Source organism: Gluconobacter frateurii (genome assembly GCF_002723955.1).
In the GTDB taxonomy this organism is placed as follows: Bacteria; Pseudomonadota; Alphaproteobacteria; order Acetobacterales; family Acetobacteraceae; genus Gluconobacter; species Gluconobacter frateurii.
Window position 1 is genome coordinate 814,242 of sequence record NZ_BEWN01000001.1, and the last position, 15,520, is coordinate 829,761.

17 protein-coding genes are annotated in these 15,520 nt (G+C 57.3%); 12 read left to right on the top strand and 5 right to left on the bottom strand.

Features of this window, described 5'->3' with window-relative positions; genetic code table 11:
• Together fghA and GFR01_RS03765 are read left to right on the top strand one after the other, a co-directional pair.
• The gene (gene fghA, locus GFR01_RS03760) at positions 1–861 is read left to right on the top strand and encodes an S-formylglutathione hydrolase (RefSeq protein ID WP_099181303.1); all 861 of its coding nucleotides are present in this window, start codon (positions 1–3) and stop codon (positions 859–861) included.
• The gene (locus GFR01_RS03765) at positions 858–1,637 is read left to right on the top strand and encodes a ribonuclease T2 family protein (RefSeq protein WP_099181304.1); all 780 of its coding nucleotides are present in this window, start codon (positions 858–860) and stop codon (positions 1,635–1,637) included. Before fghA ends, GFR01_RS03765 begins: the two co-directional genes overlap by 4 nt.
• On the opposite strand, the gene hisI is transcribed toward GFR01_RS03765, so the two are convergent.
• A complete protein-coding gene (gene hisI, locus GFR01_RS03770) occupies positions 1,625–2,035 on the bottom strand; it encodes a phosphoribosyl-AMP cyclohydrolase (protein ID WP_099181305.1) in 411 nt (136 codons plus the stop codon). The two genes, GFR01_RS03765 and hisI, sit on opposite strands and share 13 nt — an antisense overlap.
• Entirely contained in the window at positions 2,032–2,841 is an 810-nt protein-coding gene (ygfZ, locus tag GFR01_RS03775) for a CAF17-like 4Fe-4S cluster assembly/insertion protein YgfZ (protein WP_099181306.1), read from the bottom strand. Before ygfZ ends, hisI begins: the two co-directional genes overlap by 4 nt.
• 279 nt (positions 2,842–3,120) lie before the next feature.
• Between ygfZ and GFR01_RS03780 the strand changes: the two genes are divergently transcribed.
• The 7 genes from GFR01_RS03780 (at position 3,121) to GFR01_RS16095 (ending at position 10,283) form a co-directional block, all read left to right on the top strand.
• On the top strand, positions 3,121–5,442 hold the full coding sequence (locus tag GFR01_RS03780; protein ID WP_099181307.1) for a cache domain-containing protein: 2,322 nt from the start codon (positions 3,121–3,123) through the stop codon (positions 5,440–5,442).
• Positions 5,439–6,254: an MlaE family ABC transporter permease gene (locus GFR01_RS03785; protein ID WP_099181308.1), complete on the top strand. Its 816-nt coding sequence runs from the start codon at positions 5,439–5,441 to the stop codon at positions 6,252–6,254. Before GFR01_RS03780 ends, GFR01_RS03785 begins: the two co-directional genes overlap by 4 nt.
• A 1-nt stretch (position 6,255) precedes the next feature.
• Entirely contained in the window at positions 6,256–6,984 is a 729-nt protein-coding gene (locus GFR01_RS03790) for a P-loop NTPase family protein (RefSeq protein WP_099181309.1), read from the top strand.
• A complete protein-coding gene (locus tag GFR01_RS03795) occupies positions 6,984–7,937 on the top strand; it encodes an MlaD family protein (RefSeq protein WP_007282234.1) in 954 nt (317 codons plus the stop codon). Before GFR01_RS03790 ends, GFR01_RS03795 begins: the two co-directional genes overlap by 1 nt.
• Positions 7,934–8,758: a hypothetical protein gene (locus tag GFR01_RS03800; RefSeq protein ID WP_099181310.1), complete on the top strand. Its 825-nt coding sequence runs from the start codon at positions 7,934–7,936 to the stop codon at positions 8,756–8,758. The genes GFR01_RS03795 and GFR01_RS03800 overlap by 4 nt, the downstream gene beginning before the upstream one ends.
• An 80-nt stretch (positions 8,759–8,838) precedes the next feature.
• Positions 8,839–9,453, top strand: a complete 615-nt coding sequence (locus GFR01_RS16090; RefSeq protein ID WP_264780547.1) for a glycoside hydrolase family 32 protein — start codon at positions 8,839–8,841, stop codon at positions 9,451–9,453.
• On the top strand, positions 9,444–10,283 hold the full coding sequence (locus GFR01_RS16095; RefSeq protein WP_264780546.1) for a glycoside hydrolase family 32 protein: 840 nt from the start codon (positions 9,444–9,446) through the stop codon (positions 10,281–10,283). The genes GFR01_RS16090 and GFR01_RS16095 overlap by 10 nt, the downstream gene beginning before the upstream one ends.
• A gap of 4 nt (positions 10,284–10,287) precedes the next feature.
• On the opposite strand, the gene GFR01_RS03810 is transcribed toward GFR01_RS16095, so the two are convergent.
• Positions 10,288–11,592: an Hsp70 family protein gene (locus GFR01_RS03810; RefSeq protein ID WP_099181311.1), complete on the bottom strand. Its 1,305-nt coding sequence runs from the start codon at positions 11,590–11,592 to the stop codon at positions 10,288–10,290.
• A gap of 118 nt (positions 11,593–11,710) precedes the next feature.
• Positions 11,711–12,109: a winged helix-turn-helix transcriptional regulator gene (locus GFR01_RS03815; protein WP_099181312.1), complete on the bottom strand. Its 399-nt coding sequence runs from the start codon at positions 12,107–12,109 to the stop codon at positions 11,711–11,713.
• Between the two features lie 119 nt (positions 12,110–12,228).
• Here GFR01_RS03815 and GFR01_RS03820 point away from each other — a divergent pair, with 119 nt between their 5' ends.
• A complete protein-coding gene (locus GFR01_RS03820) occupies positions 12,229–12,783 on the top strand; it encodes a flavodoxin family protein (protein WP_099181313.1) in 555 nt (184 codons plus the stop codon).
• 46 nt (positions 12,784–12,829) lie between these two features.
• Here GFR01_RS03820 and bioB read toward each other — a convergent pair whose 3' ends face one another.
• Positions 12,830–13,855 (bottom strand): biotin synthase BioB, encoded by a 1,026-nt coding sequence (gene bioB / locus GFR01_RS03825; protein WP_174694667.1) that lies wholly within the window; start codon positions 13,853–13,855, stop codon positions 12,830–12,832.
• 116 nt (positions 13,856–13,971) lie between these two features.
• Between bioB and GFR01_RS03830 the strand changes: the two genes are divergently transcribed.
• The gene (locus GFR01_RS03830; RefSeq protein ID WP_099181315.1) at positions 13,972–14,793 is read left to right on the top strand and encodes an acyl-ACP desaturase; all 822 of its coding nucleotides are present in this window, start codon (positions 13,972–13,974) and stop codon (positions 14,791–14,793) included.
• Positions 14,794–14,886: 93 nt separating this feature from the next.
• Positions 14,887–15,519, top strand: coding sequence for a Dabb family protein (locus tag GFR01_RS03835; RefSeq protein WP_099181316.1), 633 nt, complete (start codon positions 14,887–14,889; stop codon positions 15,517–15,519).
• Position 15,520 lies beyond the last annotated feature (1 nt).

Sequence of the window (15,520 nt, forward strand, 5' to 3'; positions counted from 1 at the left end):
ATGTCGTCTGAAAACCTAGCCATAGAAACAGTGGGGCAGCATGCCTGTTGTGGGGGCTCCCTGCGTGTTCTGAAACATCCCTCAGAGGTTCTGGGCGTTCCCGCCACGTTCTCGATCTTCCTGCCCAAGGAGGCTTTGGCTGGGCAGAAGGTTCCGGTTATTCACGTTCTGGCTGGTCTGACCGCCAATCATGAAACCTTCCTCATCAAATCCAACGCCATCCGTTTCGCGGCAGAGCATGGCATTGCTTTGGTTGCGCCGGACACATCTCCTCGCGATACAGGAACCCCGGGCGAAAATGACGCGTATGATCTCGGCTCAGGGGCAGGGTTCTATGTGGACGCCACGGCTGAACCATGGAGCAGGCACTATCGCATGGAGAGTTATATCCATCGGGAACTGCCAGCTCTGACGGAAAAGCTGTTCCCGCTTGATGGGGACCGTCGGGGCATCATGGGCCATTCCATGGGCGGCATGGGCACGCTCGTTCAGGCGCTTCGTTATCCCGAGTTCTGGAAATCCGTTTCAGCCTTTGCACCGATCTGCCATCCGAGTGTGATTCCATGGGGGCAGAAGGCGTTCGATGCCTATTTTGGTGGGGACCCGTCAAAATGGCGCGACTGCGATCCCACGTTGCTTCTCAGGAACGGCCATAAGCATCCCGCCACAATCCTTGTGGATCAGGGATTGCAGGACCAGTACCTGTCCGACCTGCGGGCTGATGCTCTTGTCGAGGCCGCAAAAGAAAGTGGGCAGTCGCTCGAAATGCGTCATCATGACGTTTACGACCATTCCTACTGGTTCATTCAGAGCTTCATTGCCGATCATCTGACCCATCACGCCAAAGGACTGAAGGCATGAAGCGCCTTGTTGTTGCTGCCCTTCTTGTTCTCGGCGGGTGCGTTTCTTCACAGGCGCCTGTCGGACCATCGCTGACACCTGTTACCCATACGGATTTCAGTCACGATACGCTGGCCCTGACCTGGCAGCCGGGGTTTTGCGCAAGTGGAGGCGGTTGTACGGCCAGTCAGCCGCATAACCATCTGATTGGCCTGCATGGTCTCTGGGCGTCAGAGCCGCACGCACTTGAAGCGCAGAACGTCCCTGTTCAGCAGTGGTGGATGAAGGGGTGTGACATCTACGATCACGATGACACACCGCCAAAGCTCCAGCCTGCAACGGAAAACGCACTGGCCAGCGTCGTTCCTCACCTGAAGCATCCGTTGCATGTACATGAATATACCAAGCATGCCCGTTGCTTCGGTTACGATGCAGATCAGTTTTTCATCACATCCATGCAGTTGCGGGATCGTTTTGCGTCATCCGCTTATGGGCAGTGGCTAGCGCAGCATAGCGGTTTTCAGGTGAAAAAAGACGATCTGCTGGAGATGTTCGTACAACTGACCGGCGTGCGGGAAGAGCGGGCACTCCAGTTCCAGTGCGAACCTGATCATGATGGGAAAGTCGTTCTGACGCAGCTCTGGTTCACACTCGATCCGCAGAAACTGTCGACCTTCCCGGCCAATGGGTCTTATCGGTCATCCCCGCAGGTTCAGGATAACTGCCCGGCAACGTTCATGATGCCGGGCTGGCCGCTTCCCGGAGCACAAGCGGCCGTGACAGATCAGCGCCCGTAAAGTTCTTCGGCGCTGATTTCGGGCTGCGCGGTATCACGCAGCCCGTCCGGGGTGACCCCATGATAGAAGCAGCTGCGACGACCCGTATGGCAGGCTACGCCCGTCTGATCCACGATCATCAGAACAGCGTCCATGTCACAGTCCAGCCGGGCTTCCAGAAGATGCTGCTGCTGGCCTGACGTTTCGCCCTTCCGCCACAGGGATTTGCGGCTGCGGGACCAATAGCAGACGCGGCCGGTAAGCAGCGTTTCCCGCAGGGCGTCTGCGTTCATCCATGCCAGCATCAGAATAACGCCCTTCGTATCCTGCGCGATGGCGGAAATCAGGCCATTCGCATCGAACTTCGTCTGGCTGACAATGTCATCGACGATGGCGGGGGCAGGCGGGGTGTAGGTCACGAACGCATCTCCAAGGGGAACCAGTCAGGCCAGACAACGGAGACCGGTTTGCCTTCAAAAGCAAGTTCTGGAGACGACCACGCTTCACGACGCAGCATGGCCAAGGCGCGCGATCCCTGACGGGAGCGCAGTTCTCCGACCTCCTTGTCGCCCATGACCAGCGTACCACCGGTTTCCGGGAAAGCCCCATCCTGAAGCTGAACCGGTAGCAGGCGACGACGTAACAGCCCACGGTAATGCGTCCGGGCCGTGAGTTCCTGGCCCATATAGCAGCCCTTTTTCCACGATACGCCGTGGAGCAGGTCCATATTGGCTTCAAGGGCCAGCGTCTTCTCGCTCTCAAAATCGACAGCTTCAGGAAGACCTTTCTCAAGTCGCCTCTTCAGCCAGTCCGCACCATGCTTTGCATCAACAGGCGCTTGCTCCACTACAGCCCGCCATCCCGCATCGTCACATCGCGGGTCATTCGCCACACAGACGGTATCCGCTGGAGCCGAACTGTCATGCCCGACAATCACCTGAAAGTCTGTGGCGGCAATTTTGACGTCAGCGCGCAGCCGAAACCGGGAGAGCTTTTTAGTCAGCATGTCCGCATGATCCGCCGGGCAATCCATCAGAATTCTGTCGGGCGTGCTGAACAGGAAAAACTCGCTCAGCCACCGCCCCTGTGGGGTCAGGAGGGCGCTCCACAAAGCAGTGTCTGGTGTCAGAAGCTGGACATCGTTCGTGATCAGTCCTTGCAGAAAGGAGACGCGATCAGCGCCGGTGAAAGCCAGAACGGAACGGTAGGGCAGCAGGTCAAGCATGGAGACGCACCGAGAATTCTTGAAGCGTGACACTCTCAGGAGGTGCCCCGAGCATCACAGGAGATTCAGTGAAACAGGACCAGTATGATACGGATTATGCTCTTTATGTATAGAGGACCGAATTGACGAAATTTTATTGCCAGAAAGTAAAAATCTTGAGGCCTCATGCGTTTGTCACCCGGCATGCGGGTTGCGATCAATCATGGAGCGGAGGATATTGGCATGTTACTGAGTGTTAGAAATAGCGTTCGAATATCCGTGATCCCGGAGTAAAAGCCCTTGTCAGCCGCCGAGATTGTTGACCCGACACGTAGTCCTGCCAGTAGCCGGCAGAAGGTCCTGCAGTTTCTTGGCCCGATTATTGGTGTGCTGCTCGTCATCGCGGCAATTATCGCAATCAGTCTTCACAATTACCGGACGACCCGTCAGGGCGCGATTTCCCTGTCCAGCGATCTGTTGCGAAGCCAGCAGAAATACGTGACGGAAGAGGTTCAGAATTATCTGTCCCCAGCCTCGGACAGCGCGACCATCGCGCAGGACATGTTCCGTGAGCCGCTGACGGACGCTTCGCCAGAAGCGTTCATGCTCTATGGGCGCTCGATGCTGGCGCACATGCCTCAGGTCGATAGCTTCTATCTGGCCAATGACCAGAAGCAGTTCTGGATGGTCACACGACACGGCAAGGACTACGAGCAGACCCACTTCCAGATCGAGAATGGTCACGGTGTCTATCGTCACACCTACGTCGATCAGAGCGGCACGCCTGTGGGGACCGGCTTCGATCCGGCGGACGGATACGATGTTACGGTCCGGCCATGGTTCCGGGGAGCCATCAAACGCATCGGGCGAGGAGAGGGGGCCCTTTACTGGACTGACCCCTACGCCTATCTCGCGGCGCGGGAATTCACCATCACCGCGTCCATGGCCTTTCAGACGAATGATGGTCATCAGGCCGTTTTCGCAACCAATATTGCCCTGAACCGGCTGACTTCCTTCCTGAGCAACCTTCAGGTCGGGCGGAGTGGCAAGGCGGTGATCGTCGACATGCATGGCCAGATCATTGCCGGGCAAACAGCGACAGATGATGGAACGCAACCGACCTTTGACCCGGCTAACATGCATCTTGATCCCAAGACGCAGCCGGTTTTCATCCGGGCACTGAATACATTCAGGGTGAAAGGGCCGGGCCCCGGCCTGGTTTCGGCGCGAGGAAAAAACTACGTCACCATCGCGACAGCGCTACCGTTTGTGCACAGGCGCTGGGTGCTGTTGCTGAACGCTCCTGAAAACGATTTCTCGGATTTTGCCATTACGGCGCGTCGGCAGAACATGTGGTTTTCAGCGCTTGTGGTCGGGCTGGCGTCGTTGCTGGCTTTGGGGCTGATCATCCAAGGGCGACGTATTGAGCGGCTTCGCAGACGTATCGAAATCGGCCGTGAACAGATGCGCGCGGAAAATGCTTCTCTTTACGAGATTGCCAGTACGCCAGATCTGTTTGAGGCCTCCCATGATGTTCCAATCCTGACGGAAGCTTTGGCGGCACGTACAAACTCCCGCCGTGCCAGCCTTTGGCGGCTCCTGCCGGATGGAGACAGGCTGCTTTGTGAAGACGCTTTTGATCCGGTTCGTGACGTCCACAGTACCGGCATCGAAATCACCAAGCGCGAAAATCCTCTGCTGTTTGAAGCCTTGATGGAAGGACATTCCCTCTCCATTGACGATGCACGACAGGATGAGCGCAGCCAGAGTTTTCAACGCATCATCATGAGAGCTGTTGAAGCCACGTCGCTGGTTTTTCATCCCGTGATGCGTGGACATCAGCCGGTTGGCGCCATCGTGCTTGAAAACCCGTCCAAAGCCGATGCGATGGAGCATATCGTGGCGATTGTCTCGTCCGTCGTAGCGCTTCGCTTTTCGCAGGCGCTGGATCAGACTGATCGTCAGGCCGATGCCCGGCCGAGCGTGACCCATCAGTTGAAAGACACCCGCTACGACGAGGGGTTTCTTCTGCCTCCAGCATCGGGCGGTGTGCAGGATGAGGCCGTTCCCAGCGGGATCTATCCGCAGGTGCCGGTCATGGTCATTTCATTTGCAGACCCTTACGCCATGGATCGCCATAGCGCCGAGCGGGCCATGAAAGTGGTGTCATCCCTCAGTGAGGACATCCAGCGCATCTCCCGTGAAACCGGGTTGTTCTCCGTGCAGGTTGTGAGCAACCGTCTGGTTCTGGTGGGTGGTTGCTCGCAGGAGCCAGACCCGAATGCTATGCTGCGTCTTGCGGATGCCGCGGTGTCTATTCGTGAGGCATGTCTGTCACTGCTGGCATCCGTTGATATCGATCCTGTCTTCCGGGTGGGCATTGACGTCGGGCCGGTTATGGCAGCCATGCTGGGGTGTGACCCTGCGGTTTTCAATCTGTGGGGCGAAGCGATCAATGTTGCCGAGCTTCTGGCTGCCAGCGCGCCAGATGCTGGGACGATCCAGGTTTCAGAGCAGGCTTATCTTCAGCTTCGGGAGCATTTCCTCTTCCGGGCACGCGGAATGTTCTATCTTCCCAATAGCGGCGTAACCCGCAGCTTCATTCTGGCTGGTCGCCGATGAAAGGCCGCCTGGAGAGGATATCCCGCATTCAGAATGCTTTGGCCTATCTGGGGCATTTCACCCGTGCCCAGATGCGCTTTACCCTGATGGTCATCGGAGCGGCATGGGGCGTTCTGCGATTGGGACTGTCCCCGACATCCTGGCGGCGGACTGTAAGGATAGAATTCTGGCATTCCCTTCAGCAGGCCACCGGCGGAGGCATGATCAGTGTTCTCGTCACGGCGGCACTGACAGGATTCGGGATCGTTGCTCAGGCCGTGTACTGGCTGGGTTTCGCCGGAATGGCACAGATGACCGGATCCATTCTCTCAACCGTTATGGTGCGTGAGATTGCGCCGGTTCTTGTGGGCGTCATCCTGCTGGGGCGGTCGGGTATGCTGATGCTGACCGAACTGGGAACACTTACCACCGGAGGGCAGATGCGGGTTCTGACAGGAATGGGGATCGACCCGTTCGTGGCCTTCCTGCTCCCCCGCAGCCTTGCCATGACCATCAGCGGATTCACGCTGGGGATCATCTTCAGTCTTACGGCTCTTCTGGTGGGATATGTCGTATGCCGGGTGGAGGGGGTCATCACCATGCCGGTCTGGGCTTTCCTGGATCAGGTGGTAAGCAGCATGCACCCGGTGGACTACTTCGCCATCCCGGCCAAATTCATTTTCAGTGGTTTTGCCGTCGGCGTCTGTTCCTGCCTCTCTGGTATGGATGCTACGAGTGAGGATGACCTTGCCTCCCTGATGCCTCGCGGATTTGCACGCGGTATCCTGTCCATCATGACGATCAATGTCGTTCTGAGCGTGTGGTTGGACTGACATGGCAGACGAGAACAAGGCTCCGGCTACCGAACTGAATATCCTTGATCCGGTTCTGGAACTGGTGGACGCCCGACCCCGCTTTGACGGCACCGGGCTGGCATCCGTGCGCTACAATCTGCGCCTGAACCCCGGCGATTGCGCCCTGATCGAATGTCGGGACATGCAGCAGGCCAGTCTGTTTGCCGATATGTGCGTCGGACTGGTGGATCTGGATGATGGGCAGGCCCGGTGTATGGGCCTCGAATGGAATGATCTGGATGAGCGGCGGGCCGCTGCCCTGCGCGGCCGTATCGGGCGAATGGTCGCCAATGGTGGCTGGATCGACCTGTACGGCACTCACATGAACATTCTCTGGCCGCAGTTATATCATACCCGTGTGCCGGAAGAGCGCCTGATGCAGCGGGCCGTGCAGCTTGGCATGCAGTTCGGTCTTCCCGGGTTACCGGTCATTTCTCCAGGGAAGCTCTCTCCACTGGACCGCTGCCGGGCAGATTGCGTGCGGGCTTTTCTGGGGGAGCCAGCGCTTCTGTTGCTTGAGAACCCCATGGGGGATGCGAATGCTCCCCTCCTTAATGCGTTTCTGTCAGCCCTGACCGATGCGCGGGATCGTGGTTGTGCGGTTGTCTGGCTTGCGCCCGATGACAGTAGCTGGCGGTCCTATGAGTCGGATGCGAGCATTCGCCTGCGTCTTTATGATGATGGACTGTTTTCGATGCGAGGGTCTTGATGTTTCGCGTACGCCGCCCTGACACTGCCCGTCCGCTCTTTCAGAACCGCTACGCGGATGAATGGGTTGGGCTGCTGGTTCTTGCAACCATTGTCCTGTTTGCGGTTGCCGTAGCGGAAGCCGGGTTTCTCAAACAGTGGCTGACCCCGGAAAAGAAGATCCACTTTGTGCTGCCTGAAACTGGCGTTGCAGGCCTGGCGATTGGCGATGACATCGAAATCATGGGTGTTCATGCCGGTGAAATCCGCCATCTGGATCTGAACAGCACGGGCCGCATGTACGCGGAAGGCTATATCGAACCCCAGTTTGTGCCCTTCATCAAGCAGGATAGTTCAGCCGTGATCCGGCATCGGTTCGTTGTCGCTGGCGCAAGCTATATCGAGCTGGGACGCGGGAGAGGCGAGGACATGGACTGGGGCTATGCCGTCCTGAACGCAACTGTGGAAGCCAATCCTGCGGACGTCATTACCCAGACTGTCACAGATGTTCGGAACAAGCTGGTCCCTGCCATGGACAGCGTTCAGGCCATCACCAAGCAGGTCAACGACATGCTGACGGATATGCGGGCAGGCAAGGGGACGGTGGGTGGCCTTTTGGTCAAGGATGACACCCTTCAGCGCGCCAATCAGGCTCTTGAGAACCTGAATGAAGTCATCGCGCGCCTTCAGCCAATCGAGAAACAGCTTGGTGGCGTCATGACCAAAGCTGACGGCACGATGGAGAATGCCCGGTCTGCATCTGCAACACTGAAAAAGAGCATGCCGCAGGTTCAGGAAACGATTGCTCATACCAATGCGGCCACGGCCCAGATTCCGGCCCTGATCTCACAGGCGGAAGCCAGCGCAAACAGTCTGCGCAAGCTGACCGATCAGCTACGAGGCCTATGGCTCCTTGGCGGAAGTGCGCAGAAAACACCGTCCCATCGTCTGCCAGCGGAGGCCGTTCGACCATGAAGCCCATGATGGTCCTGTGTCTGCTGATGGCTGGATGTTCGTCAGTCAGCAAAGGCCCCGATCCGGATCAGGCCTATGAGAATGCCATGGAAACCGGTCGGAGCGCTTTCGATCTTGGTCATCCGGACCAGTCTGAGAGCCAGTATCGCACTGCCATGGATCGTGCCCTGATCCGGGATGATGCTCCCCAGATCCATGATGCGGGGTTCAACCTCGCCACGGCGTTGCTGGAGGAAAACAAGCCTGCTGACGCTTTGACGGCTCTGGATCGTACCGAGAGAGCCCTGAAGCTTCGTCAGTATAGCCAGACCAGTGATCTGGAACTTGTCAGAAGTGCGGCCCTGTACCGGCAGCATGATCTGACAGGCTCTGAAGCCTCAGCTCTTATGGCTCTCCAGTCGGCGGATGCAGAAATCCGGAACCGGGCGGCTTATCTGGCTGGTCTGGGGGCGTCGGATCAGGGGGACACAGTACAGTTGACCCGGATGGCAGCGTTACTGGCCCCCTCGAAAGAACCTGCGGCCAAGATGGACCATCAGGATCTGGCGGCGCGTCTGGCGCTCCTGAACCATGCGCCAGCCCTGGCTCTGGATCAGGCGATGTCCCTGACGCAGAAAAGACGGGATGCGCAGGATTATGAAGGGATGCGACGTGCCCTTCTCGTGGCCGCTCAGGCCGCTGAGGCACAGGGAGACATGAGCACTGCCGCAGCCTTGCGCCAGCAGGAACTGTCGAGCCGTAGTGTACAGGAAACCGGGCATGTAGAGAAAGCGTCCATCACGGTCTCCACGGTGAGTACGCCAGCGACACCCATTCGCTAATCCCCCAAACCGTCTTCTGGCATTGTTTACGCTACCCAATTCATCCGATAGTGACGACATCGGAATGAATGGAGAATGAGATGAAGCAGGCGTCCAGACGGGTCGTTCTTGGGTCTGGAGTGGCTTTGCTAGCGCTCAGCCAAATACGTCGAAGTGTCGCGCGCCCTTATCGCTTGCCCTCGGCTGCTGCCATGGCTGCCGATCAGTTGCGCCCACAATATCACCTGATTGCGCCATACGGGTGGATGAATGACCCGTGTGGTCCGGTGTGGGTCAATGGTCGCTATCACATGTTCTATCAGTGGGGTCCGGACAAGGCCGCTTTTGGAAACATTCACTGGGGGCACGCTACAAGCACGGATCTGGTTCATTGGCATCATGAGCCGGTGGCGCTGAGCCCTGTTCCCGGTGGTCCTGACAGCCTCGGGGTATTCAGCGGCTGTGTAGTGATCGTCGGAGACCGTGCGATCGCTTTTTATACGGGTATTGAGCCATCTGTGCAGTGTACTGCGACGTCAGATCTGCAGATGGTGCACTGGGAACAGAACCCTGTCCCTGTGGTCTCCGAGCCGCCGCCGGGTCTGGAGGTCGATGGATTTCGTGATCCGCTGGTCTGGAAAGATCAGGAAGGGTGGCACATGTTGCTGGGTGCCAACGTCCGACAGTCTCCGCTCGGTCCGGGGGAGTGGTTCTGAAATATGATAGCCATGACCTGAAAGACTGGACGTATCGCGGTCTCTTTTATGGCCCGACACATATGAGCGGCGCCTATGATGACGCCATGGAATGCCCTGACTTTTTTTCGCTCGGCAATACTCAGGTTCTGATCTACTCCTTGGGAAATACCGTCTATTACGCATCCGGCTCTTACCGCGCAGGCATATTTGAGCCTCGGTTGATTCATTCTCTAGGATATGGATCGTTTTATGCCGGGCGAACGATGCTTGATGAACATGGGAAGCGCGTTCTCTGGGGTTGGATTCCCGAAAAGCCAGAGCGCAGCCATGCCGCCATGGAGGCGGGTTGGAGTGGCGTTATGTCTCTTCCAAGAATAGTCACATCCAATAGGGACGGAAGCCTTCGTCTTGAGCCCTATCCGGCTCTTTCCGCGCTGGAAGATGCGCCATTCCGCCAACTTGCTCCGTTCATCTGGTCTGCGCCTAACGGACCGAATGGCCGGATTCGTCTGACGTTCACCGGGACAGCACCGGGACGTCTGACATTTGGAGGGCAGGGAGCGTTTCTCGACGTTGATTACGACCCGTACCGCCCGGAAAGCGAACTGATAGCCAATGGCGATAGCGCACCGCTTCCTCTGGCAGCTCGCAACGCACTGGATATTTTCATTGATGGCTCAGTCGTAGAGATTTTCACGTCTGCAGGTGCCTGTCTCACAACGCGGGCCTATGGAAAGACCGACACCTCTTTTACGCTGACACTGGAGGGAACTTTCAAATACGCTTCCGTGTCGGCCCGGACAATGAAATCCATTTCTCCAGACCGGTTGACAGGCAATTCCACCTAAAGTTTCAGGCCGCTCCTCCGGCCTCCAGTTCAATGAGCGCCAGACCTTCGGCGACGGATACGAATTCCGAGCCACCATCGACGCGGTCTGCCCCAAAGCGGTCGATAAACAGTTGACGGACGGCGGGCACGAATGACGTACCGCCGGTCAGGAACACGCGATCGATCCCATTTGTTCCCAGACCGGTCCGCTCAAGCGCGTCGTCAATAGCAGTCGCCAGCTTATCCAGATCCGGACTGATCCAGCTCTCGAAGTCTGCGCGCGTGATCGTCTGTTCGATTTTAAGATCTTTGTGAGCAAAGCGCAGTACGGTGCTGTCCTGCCGGGAGAGCTCGGTCTTGGCCTGACCGATGGCCCGGTAGAGGTTCTGCCCTTCCTGATCCTCGATCAGACGCAGCAGATTGCGGAGCTTCTGCGGGTCGGATGCTGTCTTAGCGACATCTTCGATGCTGCGGAGGGTCTGAGGCGTCCGCATCAGGGACAGGCGATGCCAGCGGCCCAAGCTCGCATACCATTCGATCGGAACGGGAAGGGGTTGCCCACCCATGACGCGGTAGGTCGTATCCCGTCCGAGGGCCGGGGCAATGACATTATCGATGATGCGGAAGTCGAACTGATCTCCTGCAATGCCAACGCCGGAATGGCCAAGCGTGACAGTGCGGGGAGAGCCGTGCGGATCGAAGCGCATGACGGAAAAGTCACTGGTACCGCCACCAAAGTCTCCGACCAGAACAGTCGCGGGAGCATCGAGACGCTGCATGAACCGCCAGCCGGCGCCTTCCGGTTCAAGGACAACATTGGGTTCTGCAAAACCCGCTTCGACAAAGCTTTCCTTGAGACGCTTTACACCCAGTTCGTCATCCGCGAGCTCGCCGGCAAAACGTACCGGGCGCCCAATCGTGGCGCTGACCTGATCCGGGCTGATACCGGCTTTGTCCATAAGGGAGCGAAGAAACCGGGCAATCAGGTTCTGAAGCGTCATGGTGCTGGAAAAGACGCGGGTTTCGCGGAAGGAGCCCTGAGCGAGATAGGTCTTCATGGACATGATGAGGCGGCTTTCCGCCGGATCGTCCAGATAGGCTTCGATTGCATCGAGCCCAATGGCGTCCTGAAGTACGCGCTTTTTCCCATCCTGATCGAGCCAGAGGCAGAGCAGGGTCCGACAGGTTTCGGAAGACGGGCTGTCGATGAAGTTGAAGACGGCAGGCTGCGTCGTGCCGTGCTCATCTGCAATGACCACAACGCTGTTGGTCGTGCCGAAGTCGATGCCGACGCGAATTTTTGGCGCTGTAGAAGAATGCGTCGTCATGCTGGCTGGTCCCGTCCCGAATTCGCGAAAGGGCGAGGGTTTAGGAAAGAACGGCAGCCGCGCCAAGAGAAAAAGTAAAGGAGCGATCTGGCAGAGGCGGGAAGACCATCGGGAGTGATCAGTCTTTTGATGCGTCGTAGAGATGCTGAGCCTTCTCGATTTCTGACATATGCGTTTCGGCCCAATGTGTCAGGCTGGAGACCGCCTGGATCAAGGTCATGCCCAGTGGTTTGAGGCTGTATTCCACTGTTACCGGCACAGTTGGATAGACTGTTCGTGAAATCAGTCCATCGCGCTCAAGGTTTTTCAGAACCTGTGAGAGGACTTTCTGGGAAATCCCATGAATATCCCGTTTGAGCGCGTTGAAACGCACAACATCATTCTGAAGTCGGTCAAGGATGAGGAGAGCCCATTTGTCTCCCAGCCGATCCAGAACCAGCCGCGTGGGGCAATCCTTGGCGTAGACGTTAAAGCAAAGAGCCTGGGGGCGTGACGCAGGTTTCTCGGAGGTGACCATGTGTCTGAAAAGTGCCTTCTTGCTTCAGAATGTCTGAACGCTCTACCACGGATGAGGGAGTGGTATCAAAAAGAAACCACGTATCCAAACGCGTTTTTGCTATGTGAAGGAGCAAAACAATGTCGAAGGTCTTGGTCGTCTATCACTCAGGATATGGGCACACGAAAGTTGTTGCTGAGCATGTCGCAAAAGGCGCTCAGGCAGAACTTGTCGCCATCAGCGCAGAGGGTGACATTACCGACGCAGACTGGGCAGCACTCGATGCGGCAGATGCCATTATTTTCGGTACGCCAACCTATATGGGCAATGTGAGCTGGCAGTTTAAGAAGTTTGCTGATGCCACGTCCAAAATCTGGTTCACGCGTGGATGGCAGGACAAGGTATTTGGCGGGTTCACCAATTCGGCGAGCCCGAGTGGCGACAAGCAGGTCACACTGATTACCCTGCAGACGCTTGCGTCCCAACATGGGGGGATCTGGGTCAGCCTTGGTATGCCACCGTCGAATACTCTCGAAGCAACCGCGGAGGATCCGAACAATCTGGGTGGTTCAGTCGGTCTGCTTGCGCGCTCTCCCGCAAATGCGGGTGTTGATGGTGTTCAGAAAGGTGACCTGATCACAGCTGAACACTATGGCAAGCGCGTCGCTGATATTGCGGCCCGTCTGAAGGCCTGATCAGGTGGCCGGAGGTTGCCAATAACACGGCAACCTCCTTTTGTTTTCAGGATAAAGCAGGTTCGCAGGCGGCAATGTCTGGAACGGCAGGGCGTAGAGTGCCCATTTCCGCTTCGGACTGTACCATCGGGGTCATGCCCAGAGCGGACAGAAGCTGACGGTCCCGGTGTTCTGCGGGGTTCGGGGTCGTCAGAAGCTTTTCACCGCAGAAAATGGAATTGGCACCTGCCAGGAAGCATAGGGCATGGGCTTCATCCGTCATGTTCTCACGGCCAGCCGCAAGGCGGACATGGCTTTGCGGCATCATGATCCGGGCCGTGGCAATCATACGCACAAAGGTAATCGGATCGACGGCTTCCACGTCTCCCAGAGGTGTACCTTCCACGCGCACGAGCAGATTGATCGGCACGCTTTCCGGATGCTTCGGCAGATTGGCGAGCGTCATCAGCAGGCCAGCACGGTCAGACAGGTCTTCGCCCATACCGACAATACCGCCACAGCAGACATTGATGCCCGCATCCCGCACGTTGGACAGCGTATCGAGACGTTCCTGATAGGTGCGTGTCGAGATGATGGAGCCGTAGAACTCTTCGGACGTATCGAGATTGTGGTTGTAATAATCCAGCCCGGCATCCTTGAGACGCTGGGACTGCGTGGAATCCAGCATCCCCAGTGTAACGCAGGTCTCAAGACCAAGAGATTTTACGCCTTCGATCATCTCGCAGACAGAATCGAGGTCATGCTCCTTCGGGGAGCGCCATGCGGCGCCCATGCAGAATCGACCTGCACCTGCGGCCTTGGCGGCACGGGCTTCTTTCATGACCTTGTCGAGCGCCATCAGACGCTCGGCCTTCACGCTTTTCTCGTGGCGTGCGCTCTGCGGACAGTAGGCGCAATCTTCCGGGCAGCCACCCGTCTTGATCGAAAGAAGCGTGGAAATCTGCACTTTTGTGGGGTCGAAATAACGACGGTGCAGTTCCTGGGCGCGGAACATCAGGTCCGGGAAGGGGAGGTTGATCAGTGCTTCAACCTCAGCGCGCGTCCAGTCGTGGCGGACGTCTGGCTGTGTCATTTTCTGAGCCGTCACGGGGCTTTCTCCAACGTTGTTGCGTCACACCTACCCAAAATGGCCCCGGCGTGTCATCTCATCGTCATGATTATGAGCCGGAAAACGGACGAGGCAAAGCAATGAAACACTGGCGTATCGAGCAGATGGACTGGGATTCCTTTGATCCATCCCGCGTGGACCCGGATATCATTCCTCTGGTGAAGTCTGCTTCAGTGGTGGAAAAGAACGGTCTGGACTACGCGGAATATCTGCGTCGGGTCTTTATAGGTGATCCTGATTTCAGTGCCGCGGCGGCCAACTGGGCGGTGGAAGAAGTACAGCATGGTGATGCGCTGGGTCGCTGGGCGATGCTGGCGGACCCGAGCTGGGACTATGAAGAAGCCTTTGACCGGTACAGGGCAAGTTACAAGATTGATGCAGATGTCGATGCATCCATTCGTGGCTCCCGCACGGGCGAACTGATCGCGCGCTGTATGGTCGAGACGGGGACGTCTTCGTTCTATACAGCGCTGGCGGATGCGACGGATGAGCCGCTTCTGAAAGCCATTTGCAAGCAGATTGCGGCCGACGAATACCGCCACTTCAAGCTGTTCTATGATCACATGCACCGTTATCTGAAGCGCGAGAAGCTAAGCGTCTGGGCGCGGACCCGCATTGCTTTAAGTCGTGTGACGGAGAGTGAGGACGATGAACTCGCCTCTGCCTATCACACGACCAATGAAGGAGAGGACGTCCCTTACGATCACAAGCGCTGCATCGCGGCGTACATGTCCAAGGCGATGGGGTTCTATCAGCAGAAGCATATTGATCGTGTGACGGCCATGATCTTCAAGACCATCGGCTTTACGCCGCATTCAAAGCTTCAGAGGCTTGCGGCAAATGGTGTCTATCGGTTGATCCAGTGGCGCAAGCGGTCATTCCAGCGCCAGATTGCAGCCTGACCGGTTGGTCCTCCGCTGAAATTCACAAGACGGAAGATGCAGTTTTGTGTCATGAAGACGTGCATTTTCTGTCTTGAATACTGGAGCTTGAGAATGGACGTCCGTTCACTTCTGTCCCGCCGCCTGATCTGGGGTGCCGCAGCCCTGATGTCCGTGGCCGGACTGTCTCAGGGATTTGCCGCAAAGGCTGATCCGTACTCTCTCCCGATTGCGACCTCTGGCCCGATCAAGGCGGATGCACCTGCGGGCGCAACTGTTGCGAGTCAGCAACTGGCGCGTCAGGTGGGATATGCCCAGTTCACCGCATCTGACTGGCATGTCGGAACGGTGCGTCACATGGTCATGTTCAAATACAAGAAGGATGCGACGCCTGCACAGCGTGCCGAAGTTGCGGCCCGCTTCCTTCACCTGGCGCAGGATAGCCGTCGCCCGGATGGACGACCTGTCGTCGTAAGCCTGGAGACGGGCTTCCAGAACAGCGGTGAGGGGGTCGAGGGCGGCCTGCAGCAGGCTTTTTTTGTGACCTTCCGTTCGGAAGGGGACCGCAATTATTATGTGGGCAAGCCTGTCGTGACCGACCCGGCCTTCTTCGATCCGGCTCATGAAGCCTTCAAGGAGTTTGCAGGGCCGTATCTCGATAAGGTCATGGTCTTTGACTATGATGTGCTGGCTGTTTCGGCCCCGGCGGAAAAGGCCCGTAAGGCCTCTCGTAAAAACGGTAAGTAAC

Excerpts from the sequence above, each read along its gene's own strand:
- GFR01_RS03835 (WP_099181316.1), top strand. The coding sequence starts at position 14,887 with ATGGACGTCCGTTCACTTCTGTCCCGCCGCCTGATCTGGGGTGCCGCA.
- GFR01_RS03820 (WP_099181313.1), top strand. The coding sequence starts at position 12,229 with ATGTCGAAGGTCTTGGTCGTCTATCACTCAGGATATGGGCACACGAAA.
- GFR01_RS16090 (WP_264780547.1), top strand. The coding sequence starts at position 8,839 with ATGAAGCAGGCGTCCAGACGGGTCGTTCTTGGGTCTGGAGTGGCTTTG.
- GFR01_RS03800 (WP_099181310.1), top strand. The coding sequence starts at position 7,934 with ATGAAGCCCATGATGGTCCTGTGTCTGCTGATGGCTGGATGTTCGTCA.
- GFR01_RS03830 (WP_099181315.1), top strand. The coding sequence starts at position 13,972 with ATGAAACACTGGCGTATCGAGCAGATGGACTGGGATTCCTTTGATCCA.
- bioB (WP_174694667.1), bottom strand. The coding sequence starts at position 13,855 with ATGACACAGCCAGACGTCCGCCACGACTGGACGCGCGCTGAGGTTGAA.
- GFR01_RS03795 (WP_007282234.1), top strand. The coding sequence starts at position 6,984 with ATGTTTCGCGTACGCCGCCCTGACACTGCCCGTCCGCTCTTTCAGAAC.
- GFR01_RS03785 (WP_099181308.1), top strand. The coding sequence starts at position 5,439 with ATGAAAGGCCGCCTGGAGAGGATATCCCGCATTCAGAATGCTTTGGCC.
- GFR01_RS03810 (WP_099181311.1), bottom strand. The coding sequence starts at position 11,592 with ATGACGACGCATTCTTCTACAGCGCCAAAAATTCGCGTCGGCATCGAC.
- fghA (WP_099181303.1), top strand. The coding sequence starts at position 1 with ATGTCGTCTGAAAACCTAGCCATAGAAACAGTGGGGCAGCATGCCTGT.
- GFR01_RS03765 (WP_099181304.1), top strand. The coding sequence starts at position 858 with ATGAAGCGCCTTGTTGTTGCTGCCCTTCTTGTTCTCGGCGGGTGCGTT.
- GFR01_RS03815 (WP_099181312.1), bottom strand. The coding sequence starts at position 12,109 with ATGGTCACCTCCGAGAAACCTGCGTCACGCCCCCAGGCTCTTTGCTTT.
- ygfZ (WP_099181306.1), bottom strand. The coding sequence starts at position 2,841 with ATGCTTGACCTGCTGCCCTACCGTTCCGTTCTGGCTTTCACCGGCGCT.
- GFR01_RS03790 (WP_099181309.1), top strand. The coding sequence starts at position 6,256 with ATGGCAGACGAGAACAAGGCTCCGGCTACCGAACTGAATATCCTTGAT.